This window comes from Candidatus Kaistella beijingensis (genome assembly GCF_020084865.1).
GTDB classification, from domain to species: Bacteria; Bacteroidota; Bacteroidia; order Flavobacteriales; family Weeksellaceae; genus Kaistella; species Kaistella beijingensis.
The window spans coordinates 310,773-331,805 of record NZ_CP071953.1 but is presented as its reverse complement, the minus strand read 5'-3'; the positions used below and the strand labels follow the sequence as shown (position 1 = coordinate 331,805).

The 21,033-nt window shown below is 35.8% G+C and carries 16 protein-coding genes; 2 read left to right on the top strand and 14 right to left on the bottom strand.

All coding sequences use genetic code 11. From position 1 onward, the window contains the following. Positions 1–11: 11 nt before the first annotated feature. The 6 genes from J4771_RS01530 to J4771_RS01505 form a co-directional block, all read right to left on the bottom strand. Positions 12–863 (bottom strand): hypothetical protein, encoded by an 852-nt coding sequence (locus J4771_RS01530; RefSeq protein WP_224135750.1) that lies wholly within the window; start codon positions 861–863, stop codon positions 12–14. A gap of 21 nt (positions 864–884) precedes the next feature. Then, a complete protein-coding gene (locus J4771_RS01525) occupies positions 885–1,448 on the bottom strand; it encodes a hypothetical protein (RefSeq protein ID WP_224135748.1) in 564 nt (187 codons plus the stop codon). A gap of 209 nt (positions 1,449–1,657) precedes the next feature. Continuing rightward, the gene (locus J4771_RS01520; RefSeq protein ID WP_224135746.1) at positions 1,658–2,110 is read right to left on the bottom strand and encodes a DUF3592 domain-containing protein; all 453 of its coding nucleotides are present in this window, start codon (positions 2,108–2,110) and stop codon (positions 1,658–1,660) included. Positions 2,111–2,252: 142 nt separating this feature from the next. Continuing rightward, positions 2,253–2,993, bottom strand: coding sequence for a LytR/AlgR family response regulator transcription factor (locus J4771_RS01515; RefSeq protein ID WP_224135744.1), 741 nt, complete (start codon positions 2,991–2,993; stop codon positions 2,253–2,255). Continuing rightward, positions 2,986–5,274 (bottom strand): sensor histidine kinase, encoded by a 2,289-nt coding sequence (locus J4771_RS01510; RefSeq protein ID WP_224135742.1) that lies wholly within the window; start codon positions 5,272–5,274, stop codon positions 2,986–2,988. Before J4771_RS01510 ends, J4771_RS01515 begins: the two co-directional genes overlap by 8 nt. A 1,101-nt stretch (positions 5,275–6,375) precedes the next feature. After that, complete coding sequence (locus J4771_RS01505; protein ID WP_224135740.1) at positions 6,376–6,645, bottom strand: DUF5110 domain-containing protein; 270 nt, start codon at positions 6,643–6,645, stop codon at positions 6,376–6,378. Positions 6,646–6,672: 27 nt separating this feature from the next. Between J4771_RS01505 and J4771_RS01500 the strand changes: the two genes are divergently transcribed. Together J4771_RS01500 and J4771_RS01495 are read left to right on the top strand one after the other, a co-directional pair. Beyond that, positions 6,673–6,948, top strand: coding sequence for an SDR family oxidoreductase (locus J4771_RS01500; protein WP_317196362.1), 276 nt, complete (start codon positions 6,673–6,675; stop codon positions 6,946–6,948). 99 nt (positions 6,949–7,047) lie between these two features. Further along, positions 7,048–7,698 (top strand): MarR family winged helix-turn-helix transcriptional regulator, encoded by a 651-nt coding sequence (locus tag J4771_RS01495; RefSeq protein ID WP_224135739.1) that lies wholly within the window; start codon positions 7,048–7,050, stop codon positions 7,696–7,698. A 410-nt stretch (positions 7,699–8,108) separates the two neighbouring features. Here the strand turns inward: J4771_RS01495 and J4771_RS01490 are convergent, their stop codons facing one another. The 8 genes from J4771_RS01490 to J4771_RS01455 form a co-directional block, all read right to left on the bottom strand. Further along, positions 8,109–8,750 (bottom strand): DUF6266 family protein, encoded by a 642-nt coding sequence (locus J4771_RS01490; protein ID WP_224135738.1) that lies wholly within the window; start codon positions 8,748–8,750, stop codon positions 8,109–8,111. A gap of 255 nt (positions 8,751–9,005) precedes the next feature. Then, the gene (locus tag J4771_RS01485; protein ID WP_224135737.1) at positions 9,006–9,914 is read right to left on the bottom strand and encodes a DUF6943 family protein; all 909 of its coding nucleotides are present in this window, start codon (positions 9,912–9,914) and stop codon (positions 9,006–9,008) included. A 1,203-nt stretch (positions 9,915–11,117) separates the two neighbouring features. Beyond that, positions 11,118–12,374: a DUF3883 domain-containing protein gene (locus tag J4771_RS01480; RefSeq protein WP_224135736.1), complete on the bottom strand. Its 1,257-nt coding sequence runs from the start codon at positions 12,372–12,374 to the stop codon at positions 11,118–11,120. Between the two features lie 18 nt (positions 12,375–12,392). Beyond that, positions 12,393–14,495, bottom strand: coding sequence for a Piwi domain-containing protein (locus J4771_RS01475; protein ID WP_224135735.1), 2,103 nt, complete (start codon positions 14,493–14,495; stop codon positions 12,393–12,395). A gap of 24 nt (positions 14,496–14,519) precedes the next feature. After that, positions 14,520–17,045 carry a DEAD/DEAH box helicase gene (locus tag J4771_RS01470; RefSeq protein ID WP_224135734.1) on the bottom strand — a complete coding sequence of 842 codons (2,526 nt, stop codon included), beginning with the start codon at positions 17,043–17,045 and terminating at the stop codon, positions 14,520–14,522. A gap of 1 nt (position 17,046) precedes the next feature. Then, complete coding sequence (locus tag J4771_RS01465) at positions 17,047–18,720, bottom strand: site-specific DNA-methyltransferase (protein WP_224135733.1); 1,674 nt, start codon at positions 18,718–18,720, stop codon at positions 17,047–17,049. A gap of 3 nt (positions 18,721–18,723) precedes the next feature. Then, positions 18,724–19,029, bottom strand: a complete 306-nt coding sequence (locus J4771_RS01460; RefSeq protein WP_224135732.1) for a helix-turn-helix domain-containing protein — start codon at positions 19,027–19,029, stop codon at positions 18,724–18,726. Positions 19,030–19,225: 196 nt separating this feature from the next. Then, positions 19,226–21,031 carry a DUF3987 domain-containing protein gene (locus J4771_RS01455; protein WP_224135730.1) on the bottom strand — a complete coding sequence of 602 codons (1,806 nt, stop codon included), beginning with the start codon at positions 21,029–21,031 and terminating at the stop codon, positions 19,226–19,228. Between the last annotated feature and the right edge of the window lie 2 nt (positions 21,032–21,033).

Sequence of the window (21,033 nt, the reverse complement as noted above, 5' to 3'; positions counted from 1 at the left end):
GTTTAAAATGTTTAAGGTTCTATTTGAATATTAATCTTATACGGAATCGTTTTTTTACCTTTCTGAACATTAGCTCCGGCACATTCGCCAAAACCAATTCCCGTTAATCCGCCTGAAGTAGCGCATTTTTTTCCTTCCAAAGAAATGTAAAGTCCGATTGGTGCATCGGGTTTTTGGATTCTGTTTTCTGGTGTTTTCAGAAATAGCTTTTGCTTGAATAAGATTCCTGATGCCTGAAATTCTTGAACCGACTTAATATTCGAATCTCCTATTTCAGGATAACGCATCATTATTCCTGCTGGGATTTTTCCTCTTACCGAGTAAACCAAAATTGTATCTTTTATCAACTGTTTTTTTTCTCTTTCATAGATTCCAAACTGCCAGATTTTATCCCTGAATTCTTTCTGAATATTTTCAGCACTTTTATCAATCAAATCAAGATAAACAGCATTTTGAGATAGAAAATCATAGGACACCGGAAGCTCGTATTTCGATTTCAGTTGCTTATCTTCAGAATCCAAAATAATTTTAAAATAATCGGGATGAGTCGCCATCTCAATGTTCATTTCATCCGTCATCAGCCAATAAAATCTTTTTCCCGGAAGCTGATACGGAAGTTTTACGGCATCCAAAATTTTTGTTGAATTCTTTATAAAACTGAATTGTTTCCTGATTTTAGAAGATTTTCCGCAAATCGTTTCGGCTTTCGGAATAATCGGTTTGCCCTTGTAGAAAACAGTTGCCTTCACGAGTTCGGGGCTGGGAAATCCGGCTAGTTCAAAACCATAAATCCAAGTATTTCTGCACTGCGAATAGCTTTCGGCAAAGAACAAGCTATACAATATGATTAGTATATTTTTCATCAGAAGATGTTTTAATAATTTTTATTTGCAGTTATTATATTGATAAGTAATGTTCATCCAGACTTGCTTGCGCTGGCTATCTCCCTGATTGACAAATGCGTAAGAAAAATCTTTTTCTTTGTTAAGGATTTTCTGCGAAACAGATGGACAGTCTGCTAAAAAACGGCTCACTTTCTCATTGAAATTAGGAACAAAAAGATCAGACTGTGCATCGAAAACTTCATTTTGACCAGCCAGTTTGATGTACAGTTTGATTACTTTTTCGACATCTCCGAAGGCATTCTGCTGTGTATATTCGTCTTCAAAAAGTTGTAGTCTGCCGTTATTCGGCGAGATATTTTTTAGAAATTTGTAAGCTCGTTTATTCCACATATCCATAGCGGAAACAACTTCCAGTGAATAGTTTGCGCCATTGAAATAAATCCTTGCAATGTCTAGCGGATAAAATGACTGATAAACATTACTACCGTTTTCCTTGAATGTGATTTTCTGCACAGATGAAAACTGGTCAAAACTGCGGATTTCTAGTTTTCCGTTGAGCATCTGTCCATTTCTGAGATATAATGTTGCGGGCTGATTTCCCATATCATTCACATTATGATAGAAGGAAGTGTTGCAGGAAACTAATGTATTCAGAATGATAAGAACAGATATTTTCCAGCTGTGATTGAACGCCGAATGACACGCAGCCCGACCTGAGTGGAGCTCTTTTTGTGAGGAGGTACGACGAGCAAAAAAGCGGGAACGGAGGGCGGAATAGCTGCCCAAATTAAAAAATAGGTCTTTTATTTTCATCATTTTGTGTTTTTTTGAAGAATATAACTTTTGCCGACGACCATCAAAAGAAATCCAAAAACGATGATGAGCAAAAGGCCGGGAATCTCTCTGGCATCCAAAATGAAAATCTGTTTTGGATTTTCAGGATTATAAACAATCTGCACTTTATTATTCTGATGATAGCCAGTGAAGCTAAAAATCTGCATCACGCGGCTGTGAGATTCTGTTTTGAGGCCGTTTTCTGTACGGAATGTCACAAACGGACTTCTTCCTCTGAAGGGATTTTTGAAACTTGAATTTTCATTCGGAACTTTTCTGGCTCCGTTCTGGTGTACCACAAAACCTGAAACGACGGCTTCCGACTTTTTGCCGTAGAAAACTACGTTTATGATGCTAAATGCGTAACCCAAAATTGCCAGCCCAACTAGCAGGGAAATAATTCCGATGATTTTTTTGTTTCTGATGACCATTGCTGAAGAATTTCTACTTCAAAACTGCAACTAAAAAAGTCAAAAAAAATTCCGCATTTTGTGAAATGCGGAGATGGATTTCTGAAGTGAGTTTTTGATTGATTTTTAACCCATTACCATTTTATATTTAATGCAAAACAATTTAGATTTTATTGAAAAGACCCAAAAATTCTGACTTTTTATTCCTGCTTAATGCAATGTTTTTACCGTCTTCCATTACAATATCGCCACCTTCGCCACGGATGTATTGTTTGATGTTTTTCAGGTTGATAATGAATGATTTCTGTGCCCGGAAAAAAAGCGAATTATCCTGTAGAATTTCCTCAAAATTAGATAAAGGCTTGCTTGCTAAATGTTTGGTTTTATCATTCATTATGATGTGTGTGTAGGAGCCGTCTGCCTCCAGATAGGAAATATTATCGATCTTGATAAAAACCAATCCCTGCTGTGTTGAAAGTGCCAATGTATCCTGAATTTTGCCGCTGGAGAACTGATGAACCTGTGCAAGCTGTGCTTTGGAAGTCTGCAATTCACTTGTTTTATATTTTTGAATACTTTCTTCCAGATCTTCAGCAGAAATGGGTTTTAGAAGATAGTCCAGCGCATTCATTTTCAGAGCTTTGATAGCGTATTGATCATAAGCTGTGGTGAAAATTACTTTAAAAAAAAGTGTATCAAACTGTTTCAGGAGTTCGAAACCATTCATTACTGGCATTTCTATATCCAAAAAGATAATATCTGGGCGGTATTTTTCTATCAATTCTTTGGCGGAAGTGCTGTCCTGAGTGGACGCTACCATTTCTACATCGGGGTGTTCAGAAATCAGATGTTCCAGCGTGATGATGCAGTGTTTTTCATCATCTATAATCATTGTTTTAATCATAATATACAATTTTAAGTTCCACCATTGTTCCCACAGCATTGCCGTTTTCATCTTCCAGATCAGTTATGATGATCTGATTGGCGGGATTCAGCAATTCGAGTCTTTCCTTCGTAATTTCTATGCCGTAAGATTTATGTTTTATTTGTTCTTTTTTAAGTTTTGCGGAAGCTTTTCTGCCAATTCCATTGTCTGTAATTTTTATACTGAGCAAGGCTTCTGATATCTGCATAATCTTGATATGGACATTCCCATTTTCTTTCTTATTGTTCAAGCCATGCCAGATCGCATTTTCTACAAATGGCTGAAGAATAAGCGGTGGAACCTGCACAAAACCGGCATCCAGATTATGATCTATCTCTATTTCATAGTCAAAGCTGTTTTCCAGCCTTGCCATCTCAAGTTTCATATACATCTCAACTGTTTCGATTTCTTTTTCCAGGCTAATGGCTTCCTGTCGCGAATTATCCAAAATACTTCTCATCAGTTTAGAAAAAGTATTGAGATAGATACTAGCTTCCCTGCTTTTCTGCTGTATGATAAAACTATTGATAGAGTTCAGCGAGTTAAACAAAAAATGTGGGTTCATCTGAGATCGCAGAGTCTGCATCTCTACATCCTTCACACGCTGCTTCAGGATGCTTTTTTCCTTTTCCTGGTTCAGAAAATAACGAGCGATCAGATAACCGCAGAATCCAAGCAATCCTAACATTAATACTATAAACCAGATTGTGAGATAGAAAGGAGGATTGATATTTAAATTGATTTTCAACTCCTTAGATTGCCAGTTTCCAAGATTGTCTCCAGCTTGTATGATGATTCTGTAGTTGCCAGGCGGAAGTTTTATTAATGACAATTTCGGGTTGGTTCCTAGATAATTCCACTTAGATTCATCAGAAAAGCGATATCGGTAAACTATTTTTTCGTTATCAGAATAAGTGAGTGCCGAAAAATTGAAATCCAACTCGGTAAAATTGTAATCAAAAGTAAAATTATCCGATAAAAAAGGAATTTTCACATTGTCTTTTATAACTGATGTAAGCGATAATTTATTAATCAATTGCGTTTTGACCAGGTTTTCTAAATTCAGAATCTGGATTCCGCTGTCTGATGCCAACGCAATCCTGTCATCAAAAAATTTATAAAAACCAAATGTGACATCATTACTCTCTAAACCGTCTATCTGAGAAATCCTGATAATCTTGTCCGTAACAAAACTGTACTGATAGAGTCCTTCTGCGGTAGCAAACCAGATATTCCCACGAGAATCTTCTGCGATGCCTTCCAGATGATCATTGGCAACTTTATACTTTTCAGTAAAAAAAGAATGGATAATTTTTCCATTGGGTGACACCAGATTCCACCCGCCATAACCGGAAAAAAGCAAGTTCCGGTCTTTTGTAAAGGCTATTCTGTTATAATAATCAGTAATAAATTTTGAGGTATTATTAAAAGATTTAAGATTGTTTATTTCTTTGAAAATCAAATCAACATCATCATAATATGAGATTCCATAATCTTTAGGCATCCAGCTTGCCAGCCATATTTTTTTATCTTTCCCAATTGCAATATCATTACTGGTATTCATTTTCCAATAATTCATAGTATTACGAACTATATTTTTTTTCTCTTTAAAGGTAGTTGCGTCAAATACTTTAATTCCGTTTTTCTCGGTCAAAATCCAATATTGATTTTGATAATCCTTAATTATCTTTTTGACAGAAAAAGGCAGAGCGATTATCTTCTTAACATTTTTATTTTCAACGATATAAACACCATCATCAGCAGAAATCATTATCTGTCCATCATAGAAAATATTGGTGAAGATTAATTTGGGATTAACCGGCAAAATTTTTTCCTGTTTCCCATCTTTTTTTAAACAATAAATTTCCGATGTGCCATTTACCATCCAAAGATTCTTGTCTCTATCTTCCGCAAAAGCTGTTATGGTCTGATGATTTTTTATTGGAATAGTGATGTTGGTAATACTTTCCTGATATGAAATTATTTTATGGAGTCCACGATTGGTTCCTACCCAAATGATTTTGGTTTCGTCATCATAAAAAACCGTATTAATTTCATTTTTAGTTTCAAAAATCAGTTCGGATGTATTGCTTTTAAAATTGTAATTGTAGATAGTATTTTTATTGAAAACAAGAATTTGATTATTATTTTTAGGCGATGACTGAACTATATGTAACGCTAAACCTGGAAAAGATTTTACTAAATTTATCTTTCTATTTGGAACTTCATATTTAAATAATTTCCCCGAAAAATCAGCCAAAAGAATCTCACTATCATTAATAGAATATCCGGAACAGAAAGCATTTTCCGCTAAAAAAGGGTTTTTGTGTTTCGATATTTTTTTGAATTGCTCATCCCAGACAAAAATTCCTTTCGGAGTAGCTGCCCAAATTTCCTTTTTACGAACCGGGAAAAATTGTAATTGATTTTCGCTGAGATTTCCCGAATCGTCAATTCTCCAGCTTTTTATTTTGTCTTTATCAAGAAATTTTAGATTATTCTGATCACTGCACCAAATTCGGTCATTGTAATCCTGTAAAATATTATCGTAATGGTCGCTATTGGTATCGGCATCATAAAAATTGACTCTGGTAAGTGTTTTATGTTTTCCATAAAAATTTTTAAGTTCACAGATTCCTTTGTTTCCGGAACTGAAAAACAAGCCGTTTCCTACAAAAAGTGAACTAACAGTTTCCGTAAAAACGTTATGCGCCAAAAATCTGTAACCATCGTAAAGGCAAAGCCCTCGCTGTGTACCAAGATAGATGTACCCTTCTTTTTTAACTATAGAAAGTACATTGTCAGACGGCAATCCATCATTATATTTATAAGTCTGAATTTTATACGCAGACTGCCCAAAACAGAAATTCCCTATCAAGTTTACCAGCAGAAAAAAACTCAGAAAAGCGGTGATATTTATTTTCATTCATTCTGAATACAGTTTCAAATTTAGTATTTTATTCATGCGAAACCATCAGATATTTTATGAAATGCCAAAACGAATTGATAAAATGCTATTAAGTTTTAAATATTGATCACTAAACAAAATTAAATCTGCTACAATAATTTACTCAGTATTTTGTAAGATGAAAAGCTAGATTTTTTTTGCATCAAAGAACATCATAGTTACACTGTCTGAATATTTAATAAATGAAGATTCAGCGCTTTATAGGTGTTTAATTTTCTTTCATAAGAACTAATAATTTATAATCATTTCTTCATTTTTATTAGCTATCAAAATAACTTTTGAGTCTCTTACTTCATTTTGTTTTCTAAGGTTTTTCAATGCCTTTGCATCATAAAAAATCTGATCCAGATTAGCTAAAGGATCAAACAATTTACATTGTTCCAGTCTAGCATTTTAATCTATATAAACCACATCAAAACCGTGAAGTATGATTTTTATTTTTCTGAAATTTGAGCTGAACTTGCCTTCTGCTTTGGAAAAACGAATAATCTTTTTTTGCGGATCAAATTCTATATTCCTTTTATAGAAATCACCTTTCTCATAATTCAGGGTCTCACCGTCATCTTCATAATAAGAAAAAGTGTTTGGCTTATCACCATTATAGATATGCAGCAGCAAAGTATCTTCCGGCTTTTCCTTAGTCGATTGCGTTACATTTTTCACGCTTCGATTGCGGCGAGTAAAAATGCGGTGGAAGGCCTTACAAAAAGTCTGGCGGCGGAATTCTCGGCTCAGAAAATTAGGGTTAATGCGATTGCACCTTCTTTAACGGACACGAATCTGGCATCACAGCTTTTAGGAACACCTGAGAAAAGAGAAGCTTCCGCGAAAAGACATCCGCTGCAAAGAGTAGGAACGGCTGAAGAAATTGCAGAAATGACGGCTTTCCTCGTTTCAGATAAATCTTCGTGGATTACAGGACAGATTTTCGGAATTGATGGCGGAATGGGAAGTGTTAAGCTTTAGTTGGTGGGTTTGAGAGTTGGAGCGTGAAAGGGTTTAGATTCTTCAACCTCTTTATTAGATTATAAAAAAAATTTAAAATACTTAGATTAAATTTGCGCTATGAATACTGATTTTTTCATTGATCTGCTTCATCAGGTTAAAGAATTTGAAAATTCCGAAGCTTATAAACCTCACTCTAATGTTGAGGATTTCCGTCTTTGGCTGAATGATAAAAAATACCGAAAAGAGAGCCCAACCAAACTTTTTAAAAATGAACAGCATCAGGTTTCTTTTACAGAAAATGAAATCTGCAAACAGGTTTTGCTTTTGGGACGATATTCCAGACAATTAATTAGAAAGGGCTTGAATGATTTCCCTGAATTGGCCAATGAAGAATTCACCTACCTTTACCGATTGAAGGACGAACCGAATCTGACTAAAATTCAGTTAATCGAAAGAAACGGTCACGAAAAACAAACCGGAACTCAAATCATCAAGCGTCTTCTGGAATATGGATTAATTGAAGAAAAGAACGACAGCGAAGACAAAAGAAGTAAGCGCTTGAACCTCACCGAAAAAGGTGAAGATTATTTCCACCGTTCCGTTGAAAAAGTGAATTTGACGTCGCGAATTCTTGCCGGAAAACTCGAAAATAATGAAAAAGCCGAACTTTTGGAATTACTCAGAAAGCTGAATGATTTTCACTCGCATGTTTACTCTGAGTATAAACGCTCTAACATTGATGAAATTCTTGAAATTTCCGCTAGTTAATGGATTTTAATACCATCAACCTTGCAATAATAGCAGATGTATGGCTGGCCGATTTTAGCTTGCCCTATCACCATCCGAATATTCAAGATTTTCATAGGTTAATTCTGATATTAAAGCCGGTAATACTCTTCGAGTAAAGTTCAGTTCCAATTAATTATTCCAAATTTTGTGCTTTTAAAAAATTGGGGCATTAAACTAAAGGAAAACAAATTTATTTCCCGATACAAAACTTTTTCGGATATATCATATGTTTGATTTGTAGCAAGTTATATTTTTGATAGAAACATAATAGCAACAAAATATCCCTATAATAGGCAGATAAGAGCCAATCAAGTATTAAACATGAAGGTATAAAAAATAAAAAACCGCTCCAAAAATGAAGCGGTTGCTGACAAGATATTTAATTCGGTTTACGCTACCGTTACGGATCCTAAATAAGCGCTGTTGGAAACTCTTGAACCATCGTCAGAAATGAAGCCTAAATACACTTCAATCTTATCTCCTGAATATTCCACTGGCAAACTCATTGTAGCGGTTACTGCTGACCTTAGTGGTCCTGCAGTCGTATAAATTGCTTCGCCCTTGGTTGTATTCAGAATAACGATTAACGCCTTATCTGTTGCCAAAGCACTTCCGCTGTCTGAATTATTGTCCCAGTTAAGAACTACCTCAGCAGGGTTATTTGATACTGCTGCACCATTAACCGCTCCGGTTAAGTTTCCACGGGAAACCAATGCGTTTGGATAGTCAATTGAGATGTCTGTTCCATTAGTTAAAACTGCATTTCCAAGGTTATAAGACATTGCTGCGTTGAACTGCGTCATACCGCTTGAATACAGTTTAAAGCCTGTTTTCAGGAAGTCAGTCATTGGTTGCAAAAATGCAAGAACAGTTGAAAACTTGGTTCTTTGCTCCACTTGTCCTTTTGTGCGTGGATTCGCAACGCTGGAAGGCTTAATTCTGATATAATCGATGCCCTTCCAGTTACCACCGATAATATTTCCTACTTTGCCGGATACTCCACCGAGAATCCCTTGATTAATCTTTCCCATCTTTTTAAGTTTTATTTTGGGTTATACATTTCTTCGGACTTGATACGGACTTTACTTGGTTCCGACCTTCCGATACTAAGATACTTCAACTATTTTGAAAAGTAATTGACAACGTGAATGTTGCGTTGTTTTTCAGTCATTTCAGGTAAAAGAAAGTTCGACGATATTTTTGTCAGAATCTTTAAATATATTTTTCGGAAAGTTTAAAGGTTTTCTTCGGGAAATAAAAAATTCCCTTTCGGGAATTCTAAGAAATTACGCGGTAAGATAGTAACGGCGGACTAATGCATTCCGCAATTCTTCAACGGCTTGTGCCTGCTGGCGGATTTTTGTTTCCAGTTCCCAGGTGGCTTTTATTTTCAGCACCATTTCGGGGTTTTTGGCAGACTTTTCCAGCGCAGGCTGGATGAAGTTCCGCATCAGCGTTTTGAGGTCGCATAAGCGAAGCATTTCGATCACGCTTCCGCAAAGGTGCGGATGGAAGAATCCGTGTTTCCAGAAGGCGTAAAATGTCCAATAAACGGTTTCCATTTCATCTAGACTGCTACAATAAATGATAAAGCAGTTTGGGCAGGGTTCCTGTAGTGGCTTTCCTGCATTTCTGCCACGGTTAAGGATAAAGATTGCCATTTTTGGCGTTTGCTGGTGGACAGAGTATGTCCGAACTTTGAATTTAAGCATAACTCGGGTTTTAAAAGTTATGCTCCGCAGAAATATTTCTAAAAGAAAAAAGGAAAAAAAAGAAAGTGCTCTGCCCTTCTGGAAGGAAAAAGCGATGCAATATTTTTTTGCAAAAAATATGGGCGTATTTTCTTTCACGACGATATTTTTTGCAAAAAACCGCTTGCGGCTTGATATTGTCAGCGCATTTTTCTGACTGCATAACTTTACTTTCTTTTTTTTATTTTTTTCTGGTGGCCTACTCTTCGATTGAGGGGCAATCAAGGTGAGGGAAAGGAATGGAAAAGACAGTGGTGTGACAGTGTGAATACTTGGAACACTGACACACGACTGTGCGCGGTGACGAAACTGAAAACACGGCTTGTCCGTGTTTTGAGTGAAGGAACTTGGACGAGCGTCGGCAAACCGGGGAAACAGACACGCAGAAAAATGGTGGGGTTCGACAGGCTCAGTAACCGGGAATTTTCCTAAGAATACCTGCACGAAAAAGCGGCTGGAAAGACAGCGGTATGGAGGGCAGAAAGAAAATGCTTTTCGGGGGCGTTTTCAGCACGCATCGCCAATACACTACAAATCTTAGCCGCTGAACTAAAATTATTGGTGGTGTGTGCTGAGAATCCTGGAATGGAGAAAGCAATTTTCTTCTGCCTGGAATACTGCTGTGTGCGGTGACGAAAGCGACTGAACGGCTTGTCCGTGCAGTGGCTGAAGGAACTTGGCAAATCCCGAAACTTTCTGCACCATTTTTCTGCATCCTATGCTGGGGTGGCGGGGATTTGAAGGTTTTCAATCGGAGGACTGCCCGTGTAAATTATAACTGTGCTGGCGGCTGGAAGGTGGTGGCGCAAAAGGGCTATGCCCGTTGCAAGGGAGCCATTTAACATAATCTCAAATTATAGGCACTGCTGGTTTGTGAGGGAATTTTGGGGTTGCAGGCGAAAGGCTTTTAAATGGTGTTTGGCGCAAACCCAATATGGACGAACTCCCCGTTGGCGTTGGGTGTGCGTATAATTTCGATTATGTTACTTGGCGAGGCAGAGCCACTAATTTAGCAGATTGTTATATTGAAAAAATTTGAGTTCTATTAAGATAAAATGTATGGAATAAAAATTATAGAGTTTGAAAAAAACAAGGAAGCACCCTGAAATGCTTCCCCTCAAATTTCAACCTTTGTAAGTTACCTTATATGGGCACCCACATTGGAAATGGTCTCTTATAAAATATTCTTCTGCCGTTTACCAGACGACTTTTTCTGAATATTAACTTATGTAAGACCCCGTTAATCAACATTGTGTTTTCCACAGTTTAACGAAATTTAGTGAGGATGATTAAACCTTCATATTACTATCCTCTGAATAACACAAGGCACTATCCTATTATAGGATAATTAAAGCCCTCATTATCAGGATAAGAGGGCTTGTTTTGTTGTTGTTATACGATAACTTAATTATTGACTTGTTAGTTGTTTTGTCATATTAATGAATTTTTTTCTAACAAATGAGATGTCCTTTCTGCTTTCTTTGTTCTATAACAATACATCATTAAATTATCACTCCTTGAAACGCTGGTAACTTTTTCAAGATTAACAACAAATAAATTTCGTTATGTGTTGATTAACTCTGCAAAGTTAAAAAATATATTTAAATGTAATATTATTTAATGTAGAATTTTTTAATACTGAAAATTCTAATATTCTCTTTTTTTTGCTTCTATAATAACCCGATAAGAAACCGGAGTTTTAACAACTTTATCATTTTCAGGATTAAATGGATTATCGATTATCCAAATCTTAGGATTTTTTGATGTTATATCGTAAACCATATAAATGTAGTAATTCGGAAGTTCTTCTGCCGTTTCTAACTCATTGCTTGATAAAAAGAAATTGGCTGTCCCAACTTTTGCGCGTGTTGCCTTTACTTCAATATACCTTTCGTCACCATTAGTTTCATAAGATAATATGTCATATCCTAAATAATCATATTTTGCTTTTTCAACTTTTTCTGCGAGTGCAGGAAAACCAAGTTCAGTTAGTCTTTTTTGTTCCATTTCAATTACAATTTTTTCACCTCGATCACCAAGTTTTTTTAGTTTTCTTGCTTCCTTTTCATAATCTGGATTATCTTTTGGAACTTCCTTACTTTTAACTTTTTTAATAGGTTCACCCTGCATCATTTCTAAATCCTCCCATTCAGCAAGATATTCAGAAGGAAATTGCTGGTCACCATAATCATCATCAAGTTTTTTATTTATTTTAAAGTCTTTTTCTTTATTAAGTTTCGGATGAAAATACTTATAAAGGAAATCAGCAAAAATATCCATTGGCCAGTCCTTCATAATTTCATCACTATTCTTGAAATCTTTAAGCGCCTCTCTCTTATAGACTGAATTGGACATGATAAGTTTAGGGTTATCTAAATTGAACAAAACCAAAAAATAATCTAAATGTTCATCAGAAAAAACATTTAAATATTCTTCTGGGTAATAAACATTTAAGATTTTACCCTTAAACATTGGGGAAATTTTATTCTTTGCAAGCGTTTTCAAATCTCTTTTCTTACCTGCTTCAATTAATTCTACTATTGAATGTTTAATGTTAATAAAGACTTCTTCTTTAGAATTACCCCATTTTTTTGTGAATCTATATTTATATTCATTTTCAGATTTTGTCTTGCCATAATATACACCAAACTTATCAGCCTTAGATCCAATAATTCTACCCAATCTATCAAGACTCCTTTCAGTAGTGTAACAAAAATGAAATTTAACATCAGTGTGAGATTTACCTAAAACATAGGTATCTAAAGGCATGTTTAGTATACGGGTTTCATTATAATACTTTGCAAAATCATCTCTTAGTTTATATAATGATTTTTTATTTTCTATTAAATTATCAATCAAAATTTGAAACTTCGCTTGCGTTTCTCTAAGTTCTTGAATATTCATTATTTGAGATTTATTAGTTTACAAAAACCAAAGTTTGTCTTTACCAAAATCGGGGATTGTTTTGCCTTCGAAGTATGGAACCATTTCAGCTATCATTGCTGAATATTTTAGCGTTACCGGTAGGTTCTGCTGCCTGAATGACTTCCAATACATGCGACTGAATTGGTAAACCTGCTCCAATAATCCTTCTATAGTTTTCTGGTCTTTTAGCAACCTTTTATCGTTACAATCAATTTTTATCTTAAGCGGGAAAGGATAGCCAGCTGATGGCTTGAAAGTTTTATTCCTATACCTGATGTTATTGAACAATAAATATTTATTCTCTCCAAATGAAATCCATGTACCGCTGTACGGCATCAACAAGGAAGAAGCTTCATCAAACGCTATATAATCTGTGGATTCTGTCTTATTTACGGAAACAATGAAAATTGGGATATGCAAATCGAGTTCATGCAAAGCTTTCTCAATTGGAGCAAGCTCGCTTTGCTTCATCGTTTTATAAAAATGAATTACTAATCGTTTTAAATCCGGATTTATGCTTGTAAACTGTTTTACCGTAATTTTGATGCGTCCTGCTAATTCTTTTGTCTGATTTTCAAAAAAGTGGTCGAAACGGTTAAACTTGCCCGTATTATCAAAGCTGAATGCGCTTGCAATGTATTTGGTTTCTGTAACCCTGTTGTGGAATGCACCTACTCCAACAATCAATTCGTCTTTTGGATCTTCATCTAGTCTCCAAGGAGTACCATTCAGTTTAGCGTTTATTGCTATGCTTAGATTAATAGCATTGTAGACAAAACTTCTTGCTTCCCTTGCGTGGTTAGCATCCAACACCTGACAAACAATTCCTTTATTCAATAAAGCCTGTTTTACCTTAAAATATATTCCCTGCTGTGTAAAAGTTGCAGTATCCCTTGAAAACGGACTAATGTAGATTGCTACATAGGTAACATCGGGACTGGTTTTTAGATTGGTTATATGTTCATTTATTTCAGGCCAAGGATTTTCTTTATCTTTAAACCTGCAACCTAATTCTTTATCAGCAAAATATTTCTTTCCTGTATATTGCTCAATTCCAGGAAAATTATCAAACTTCTTATTAAAGTAACGATGTACCAATTCTCCAATATCCTTATCGTCTTCGTGAACAAAATAGATAAAATGAATATTTTTACATTTTGGAAAATCAAAAGGTCCATTTTTGGTAATACCAAATAAAGGTGTGTAATCTGGTTTTTCCTCACCGAACAACATATCATTCATCGAAGACCTCACCCCACCAACACGGTATTCAGGAACCTTAAGCAATTTATCAGACTGTAAACGAAATAAATCTTCAAATTGTGGTATTTTTAGAAAATCCTTAATCAGGAAAGTTATTTTTTCCTTAAACTTGAAATACTTATTGGATGTATCGGGTTTTTCAGCAGTTTCATTCAGTGCTTTCCTTATCTTCAAATTCCATATTGGGAATGCTTTTTCAAGATTCCTTGCCACTTTATCCGGCATACGCTGATAGTGGTAAAACTCCTTCTCAAACAAAAGCCATCTATAGGCATCAGTCGGAATATCTTCATCTATGTCTGAGAGTGATTGTTTGAAAATTTTAGAAACGCCATCATAAATCAGTACAAGTTCCCATTGTTTGGATATTATCTGAAACTGTACACGCAAAGTGAAGCGGTCGTACAAGTTATATAATGAATCTTCTAACTTATTTTCCTTTTGTATCCAAACTTCAGAATCTAATATATAATCCGATTTTACCAAACAGCCTTTCGCTCTGAAATACTGCTGAATCTGCCAATTATAGAATTTCTTCTGCATCGAAATTGTAAATGCAGAGTTGTGTACTCGTTTTGTTACAATCTCACCATCATCGGTAACACTTTCTTCATACTCGGGAATCACAGATTTTTCTACAGGGTAGAATCCCGTATTCTCCACGGTGAATGATGTATAGTAAAATTCCTGTTCGCCAAAATGCTCTATCACTTCCAGCGGTACAACATCCTTTCTGAAACGGTACAAATTTTTGTCTTCCTGTTGAGTGAACCAAAAAGAATGTTTTTCTTTAGCATCAGTAAATGTGAGAATATTGAAGTGCAGAGATTCCGGCATACTTAGTTTTTTTTTAAAATTAATTTACATGAATAGTCTCCTGATTTCAGTGTCTTCTTGCGAACCTTCAATTAAATACGCAGCCTGTTCTTCACAAATTTGCCCGAAATCCAATTCAGTTTGATAAGATTTGATTTTTCCGTTTTGATGCAATTCTGTCATCTTATCAAAAACTTTTTTCTTATAAACTGTATCAGGATTGTTGACTAAATGCTCTCCTTTACTTTCAAGAATGTAAATTATATCTACTGAATTATCTTCTTTCTTTTTAGCCACTACAAAATCAGGACGGATTTTATGCTTGTGCCATCCCTGGATTGAATACCAATTTTTACCCACTTTATTTCTGAACCACCACAATAATTTCTGCTGATTTTCAAGAATTCCTGCAACAGATTTTTCTAAACTATTCATTGAAGATACTTCAACATCGGAATAAAGGTTCTTTGTATAGGTATTCGGTAATCCTGTAATTGTAATGACATCTTCTTTTGGTATTTGGAAACCGTTTATTCTATCGTCTGTAATTACCAATTCCAAAGTTTCCTCATTAAGATGTTTCATAAATATTTCTTCTTCCTGAAGTTTCCTTTGGTTTGATAAATCTTCAACAATTTTTGCAGTTATGTATGAAAAATGATCTGAAAGTTTTTCTTCCGATATTTCTTCAATCAGTTTATCTACAACAGCATTACAAATTTTTCTTGCTAAAAAAGGATTATCAACAATTTCAGAAATCCTGCGAGACAAATAGTTCTTTGAAATAAAACTCTTAGAAACAACACCTCTGCTTTCTTCAGAATACTGAGCGTGGCTCTGTTGGTCAATTGTAACTGTAAAAGACTTCTGCTCTTTATTTTCTTCACTTAATGACTCCGTAATTTTTTGCAATAACTCCTGTGATATACTATATTCTTCAAAACTCAAATAAGGACGAATATCAAAGTCGTAACTAAATCTTCTTTTAGAATCATTTTCACGGTTTACCATCAACCATACAGGCAAATAAAAAGCGTATTGATAATCCCTGAATTCTTCTTTAATTTCAACTTTTTTTGGCGGATTAACAGTTGCATTACCCTGAACCTGCACTTTTCCTGTAAGATCTTCTAAACCTTCTTCCTTGAATCCTGCAATTACTTTATTCAACAAACTGCCATTATCACCTTTTGAATAATACACATAACTTTCGTCAAGTTCCTTAATTCCTGTTTTCTTTCCTCTCGGCTGGCGCAGAATTCTACCAACCAATTGGGTTACGCCTGTATTGGAAGCCGTATTGGGAATAATCCCCAAACTATATGCAAACGGACAATCCCAACCTTCTGAAAGTGCTTCTTTTGTAATAATAAATCTAATAGGACAATCCGGTGAAAGCAAATCTATATCTTCAATATCGTTTTGAGAACTGGATTTAATAGCAATCTCATCAGGATTCACGCCTAAATCCAATAAATGTTCCTTTGCATCCAAACTGTGAACAAAACCTCTTCCGCGTTGGTCGTTACCCGTTCTTTCAACCTGTATTAATGATATTGGCCGTATATACTGACCGGTATTTCTTCGGAACTCTATTGCCTTAACTTCAAGATGTTCACGCTGTTCCTTAATTTGGTTCAACATTGCTTTCCAATCTTCGGTTGAAGCATCAACAGGTGGAATAATATGCAAATCTAACTTTACCATTTCTTCATCCTTTAATTCAAGACCTGTTACTTTGGTAATGATATTCATTCCTTCTTTAGGTGTCGCAGTTAAGCCTAAAACCATTTCAGGATTTAGATTATCAATTGTTTTCCTTGCTGTATCTGAAAAGACTTTATGAATTTCGTCAATAATTATGAACGGTTTTGAAACACGCACCGCATTTCCTAAACTAGTTACCAACTGCGCCTGATCTCCGTTATTCCAAAGCGTATCAAGATTCGGCACTTGCTTTAGCCATTCAGCGTGAAGATCATAACGGTTGTCCTGCGGAAAGAAGCCATCATAACCGCCACTGTCTTTAAAAACTTTTAATGCTTCTGCTGTATTCGCTCTACTTATTGACTGAATCATTACAAACAGCACTACCAAATTTTCTTCAATATCCTGAAGGGAAAGTTTCTGTCCTTTCTCAACAATAAGCGTTCTGCCGCCACTTGCCTGATCCAACAGTTGTCTGTATGGGTCACCTTTATCGCGAAGCCTATTTAGTGTTTGCTTATAAATTGGTTCACGGGGAACAATCCAAACCACCAAACCTGTTTTCTTCTGTGCAAAATTATTTTGATATTCTCTGATTGCTTCAACTGCGAGCAAGGTTTTACCGCCACCTGTTGGAACCTTCATCACGATACGGGGATAAAACTTTCCTAAACCATTTTTGCTGCTGTCATTATAAGGAAATGAAAATTTTTCAAAAGTTTTCTGCACATAATTTAAACTGTCGCGCATATCTTCGGGCAATAATGCAGTAGCAGCGTCAAAAGTGATTTTCTGTTCTTTTGAAGTTTGAAAAAAGTTTTTTAATTCGTTTACGACACGAATCTGATAGTTCTTTAAATACATCTTAATCGGCAGTATTTCGTTCAAACAAATTGTAAGGCACAGAAACAAATTCAATCTGTTTCTCAGACATATAATCTTCATCGAGGAAGCAGGACGGCGCAAAAACAGTTCTTCTCTTACCGGGACTGTGTGCAATAATTTGCTCAGCAATATCTAAGGTTAGCGCCATTCTCGTCAATTTATCGAAATCCTGTTCATAAATTAAATAGATTGCCTGACTTCCTTCTGTTCCTACGAAATAGTTTTCAGAATTAATGTTTTCTTTATCTGCTAAATGACCTCCTGTTGCAAGATAGAATACATATTCTGCAAACTGATTGTAAGTCGGCAATTCGCCGTCAAGCATAGTGTCGGGATCAATAGCAGCACCCACCTTTAAATATTTGAAACCACTTTCATAACCATATTTTTCAATAGCAAGTTTATTACGCTCCCTTGTAATATCTCTGCAAATATTTTTGTCTGGTTCAGCCTCTGTAGCTTCAGTCATTTGCACTAATATACATTTTCTATTTCCACCGTCTTTATTAAGTTCGTTGACTGCATGCATTGTTGTTCCTGAGCCAGCAAAAGAATCTAAAATAATTGCATTTTCATTTTTAAAAGTACACGCATTTACTAATTCTTTGATAAGTTGATAAGGTTTGGAATAATCAAATGCTCGATCCGTTCCAAACATACTTTTCAATTCCTCATATGCATCATCAGTAGTAGCACTAATTTCCCGCCCATCTATATATGATCCTAATCCCTTATGGTGGTCTTCGTCATACACTCTAAAAGCTCTAGGTTGTAAATTCAGTGTATTGATAGTAATACGGGACCCTTTATTAAGCTCTAATTCTAGCATTTCCTGTGTCCAAGTAAAAGGGCCTTTAAGTGTAATATCATTGGTAATAATATTATTTTCAATAGACAACGGTGTCAATAATTCAACTTCACTCGTACCACTACCATAAGTGCCAATATCTAAAATCCTATCACTTAGGTTAGAAGTTACTGTATTTGCTTTAAAAGTCAACTCTTTTATAGAGTTTGTTCTTTTAACAAGGGGTTGCGATTCGTCTTCATCAGCCTTGCCTCCGAACAAGTGGATGCTATCTGTAGTTTTTTTGAATAATACGATATATTCAGTTAAGCTAATGAATTCTTTCGAAAGAAAACTGCCTTTTCTTTTTTTATACCAAATAATATTACCAATATGATTTTCACCAAAAATTTCCCTTAGTAATATAATTAAATTTGATAATTCGTTATCATCGATCGATATTGCGATTACACCATTATCAACAAGTAACTCTTTTAATAATTTTAATCTAGGAGTCATCATACATAGCCATTTATCATGCTTTGTAAGATCATCTTTTGAAACCTCTTTATGTAACCATTCGCGTAGCAAAGGACTATTTACATTATCATTATAAATCCAACCTTTACCTACACCATTATCATTACCTGTATTATATGGGGGATCTATATATATAAAATCTATGGAACCTGAGTATTTAGGAAGCAAAGCCTTTAGTGCAGTTAAATTATCACCTTCAATAATTAGATTTTCAGGTTCATTATCTGCATTAAACCCCAACTCTGGGATTTCTTCTAACGAATGGTAAGGAACACTTAGGTGATGATTCCATATAATATTTTTACCCTTAAATTGTAGTGTTGGCATAATTTATTTAATTTTTCTAATATATTCAATTTGCTTTTCAGCCACTTTTAACGCAGCAGTAGCATTTTCTTCGTCCTTCAAAATATCGTAAAGTTGATTTGCGAGCCACAGTGTTAATAACTCTTGTTCTGAAATATGTAGCAAAGTGGACAAAATTGCTAACTGTTCCCGCTTTGCCCTACGTTCATTTCTCTCAATTTTAGAAAGTAATGCTGTATCAATATTTAAGAGTGCAGCCAGTTCTCGTAAAAGCATACCATTACTCTCACGAAGATTTCGGATTTTTTCGCCAAATGTTATAGAGTTCATTATTTTGACTTGACAAATATTGTCAAATATAGGAAAAAGAAAATGTAAAAAAAATAAATAAACGGTATGAGTTATCCACAGTACTTTCAGGATTTAAAGGAAACTGAGGATATTCCATCCTCAGCGCCCTAAATTGCAATATCAAAAAAATTCACGATTGTAAAAGTGCGGAGAGACCCTCTCTCTCCGCAATATCCTATATTTCCTTGATTTCCTCAGAATCTGCAATGGTGAGATTGATATAATTGTCCTGGGATTCGTGGTGGATTAGGCCATCTTTTTTGAATCCTGCGATATAGCCTTCTGCGGTTTTGCCGGGAATGCCAAATTTTTCTGCAACTTCCAAATATTTCTGTCTGTTGAAGTTTCGGGGTAAGTCACTGAGAAATTTTTGTTTTTTGGTTAACTGCTTCTTTGGCCTTACTTCCTGTGGCAATTCGCTATAGACTTTTGCAGAATGAATGACCAACACTCTGATCATAGAAATTACAGTATTGAAATCCTGATTTTCACAAATCATTTTTTCGGGAATTTCCCCATGTTCCATAATCCGCAACACTGATAGTATCATCGCCAATCTGAACGCCACCAAACCCAATCTGCGAACCGAAGCCATATAATCCAAACCTTTTAAAGTGATATACATTTGCTGTATCTCTGAAAAAAATTCATTGAATTTCTGTTGCTGTTCGGCAGTTAAGGTAAACTGTATTTCGGGCATTCGCATCAGGTTTCCATAGAGCGAATAGAACTCGTTTCCCAAATCATCAAAATAGGCTTCCAAACCGTTGTCGGTGGCAGATTCAAATACATTTTTCCAAATCGGACGAACATTCATCGCATAAAACATAAATCTGCTGAAAAGTCCGTTTTCCGCACTGGGAATTAATGCTGAAACCTGGGCGGGCGTTCCCGAAAGCACCGTGGAAAGGCAGGGATTTTCAATATCCACATATTCGCGGTCGGTTCTCCGGTAATAGGAAATGGTTTCGTGGTGGAAGGCTTTTCTGAAGCCATCGCTGTAATTTCCATAATCACTTTTGAAGGCTTGCGCCAGTGTGTCGCCTTCGGTTTCAAAAATAATTCCTCTGCCATCGCTGTCGCCCAACAACTGATACGCTCCCGTAGAACTGTTATTGGCAGGAATGAACAACATTTTTTCAGGTGGTTTTGCAGGTTTTTCAGCGTTTTCATCTTTACCTTTTGCAGCGTTATACTGCGCCAATGCTATTTCGTAACGTTGTTTCAGTTCTCTTGCACGGTCCCGTAATTCTTTGTGAATGGGATTTACCAACTGTCTGCAATGAATGAGCCGACCTTTGCCAGCGGACGCCTGCGCTGTAATGAACAGAAAAAGATTCGGAAAAACCTTTCTGCCATCATAAATGCCAAACAATTTTGGAAGGCAACCGCTAATTGCCGTAATGCTTCCCAAAAACAAAATATCTTTTTCCTCGGCAGAAACTGCAACCTGAACCACTCTTTTGAGGAATTCAGGAAGTTGGGGAAATAAGGATGCGGGGAAGTTCGGAAGTTGCTCTGGTGGAGGTGGCACACCATCATTGGTGAATTCACCTTTAATTTCGCCGACTTTTTTCTCACTACCACTGCTTGAATCTTTGGAAGTTTTTTTGAAGGAAATATCAATTCCTGCATCTTTCGCCAAATAGAAAAACGATTTGATTGTAACGCCTGTCTTTTTGGATTTTAAACAACTTGAAAACTGAGCGTCACATTCGACTCTGTCATATTTGGAATGAAAGGCACTGACGCGGTGAAACAATTCCCTGCCGTTTTCGCCAAATTCTCCCGAAAGTGCAAAGCCAATGTTTATCCAGTTTTTATAGGATTGTGTAATATCTATACGCTGTTCTTCCAGGCGACTTATGATTTCTTCCACTTCCTCCAATACTGTTGTTGGTTCGGTGGATTTCTGCTCTGTAACTTTATTTTCGGGAATGGATTCTGTGAGCCATTCCTTCGGATTAAATATCTTGTTCATCT

Coding starts and splice junctions, on each gene's coding strand:
- J4771_RS01530 (WP_224135750.1), bottom strand. CDS start 863: ATGAAAAATATACTAATCATATTGTATAGCTTGTTCTTTGCCGAAAGC.
- J4771_RS01525 (WP_224135748.1), bottom strand. CDS start 1,448: ATGGGAAATCAGCCCGCAACATTATATCTCAGAAATGGACAGATGCTC.
- J4771_RS01520 (WP_224135746.1), bottom strand. CDS start 2,110: ATGGTCATCAGAAACAAAAAAATCATCGGAATTATTTCCCTGCTAGTT.
- J4771_RS01515 (WP_224135744.1), bottom strand. CDS start 2,993: ATGATTAAAACAATGATTATAGATGATGAAAAACACTGCATCATCACG.
- J4771_RS01495 (WP_224135739.1), top strand. CDS start 7,048: ATGAATACTGATTTTTTCATTGATCTGCTTCATCAGGTTAAAGAATTT.
- J4771_RS01490 (WP_224135738.1), bottom strand. CDS start 8,750: ATGGGAAAGATTAATCAAGGGATTCTCGGTGGAGTATCCGGCAAAGTA.
- J4771_RS01480 (WP_224135736.1), bottom strand. CDS start 12,374: ATGAATATTCAAGAACTTAGAGAAACGCAAGCGAAGTTTCAAATTTTG.
- J4771_RS01475 (WP_224135735.1), bottom strand. CDS start 14,495: ATGCCGGAATCTCTGCACTTCAATATTCTCACATTTACTGATGCTAAA.
- J4771_RS01470 (WP_224135734.1), bottom strand. CDS start 17,045: ATGTATTTAAAGAACTATCAGATTCGTGTCGTAAACGAATTAAAAAAC.
- J4771_RS01465 (WP_224135733.1), bottom strand. CDS start 18,720: ATGCCAACACTACAATTTAAGGGTAAAAATATTATATGGAATCATCAC.
- J4771_RS01460 (WP_224135732.1), bottom strand. CDS start 19,029: ATGAACTCTATAACATTTGGCGAAAAAATCCGAAATCTTCGTGAGAGT.
- J4771_RS01455 (WP_224135730.1), bottom strand. CDS start 21,031: ATGAACAAGATATTTAATCCGAAGGAATGGCTCACAGAATCCATTCCC.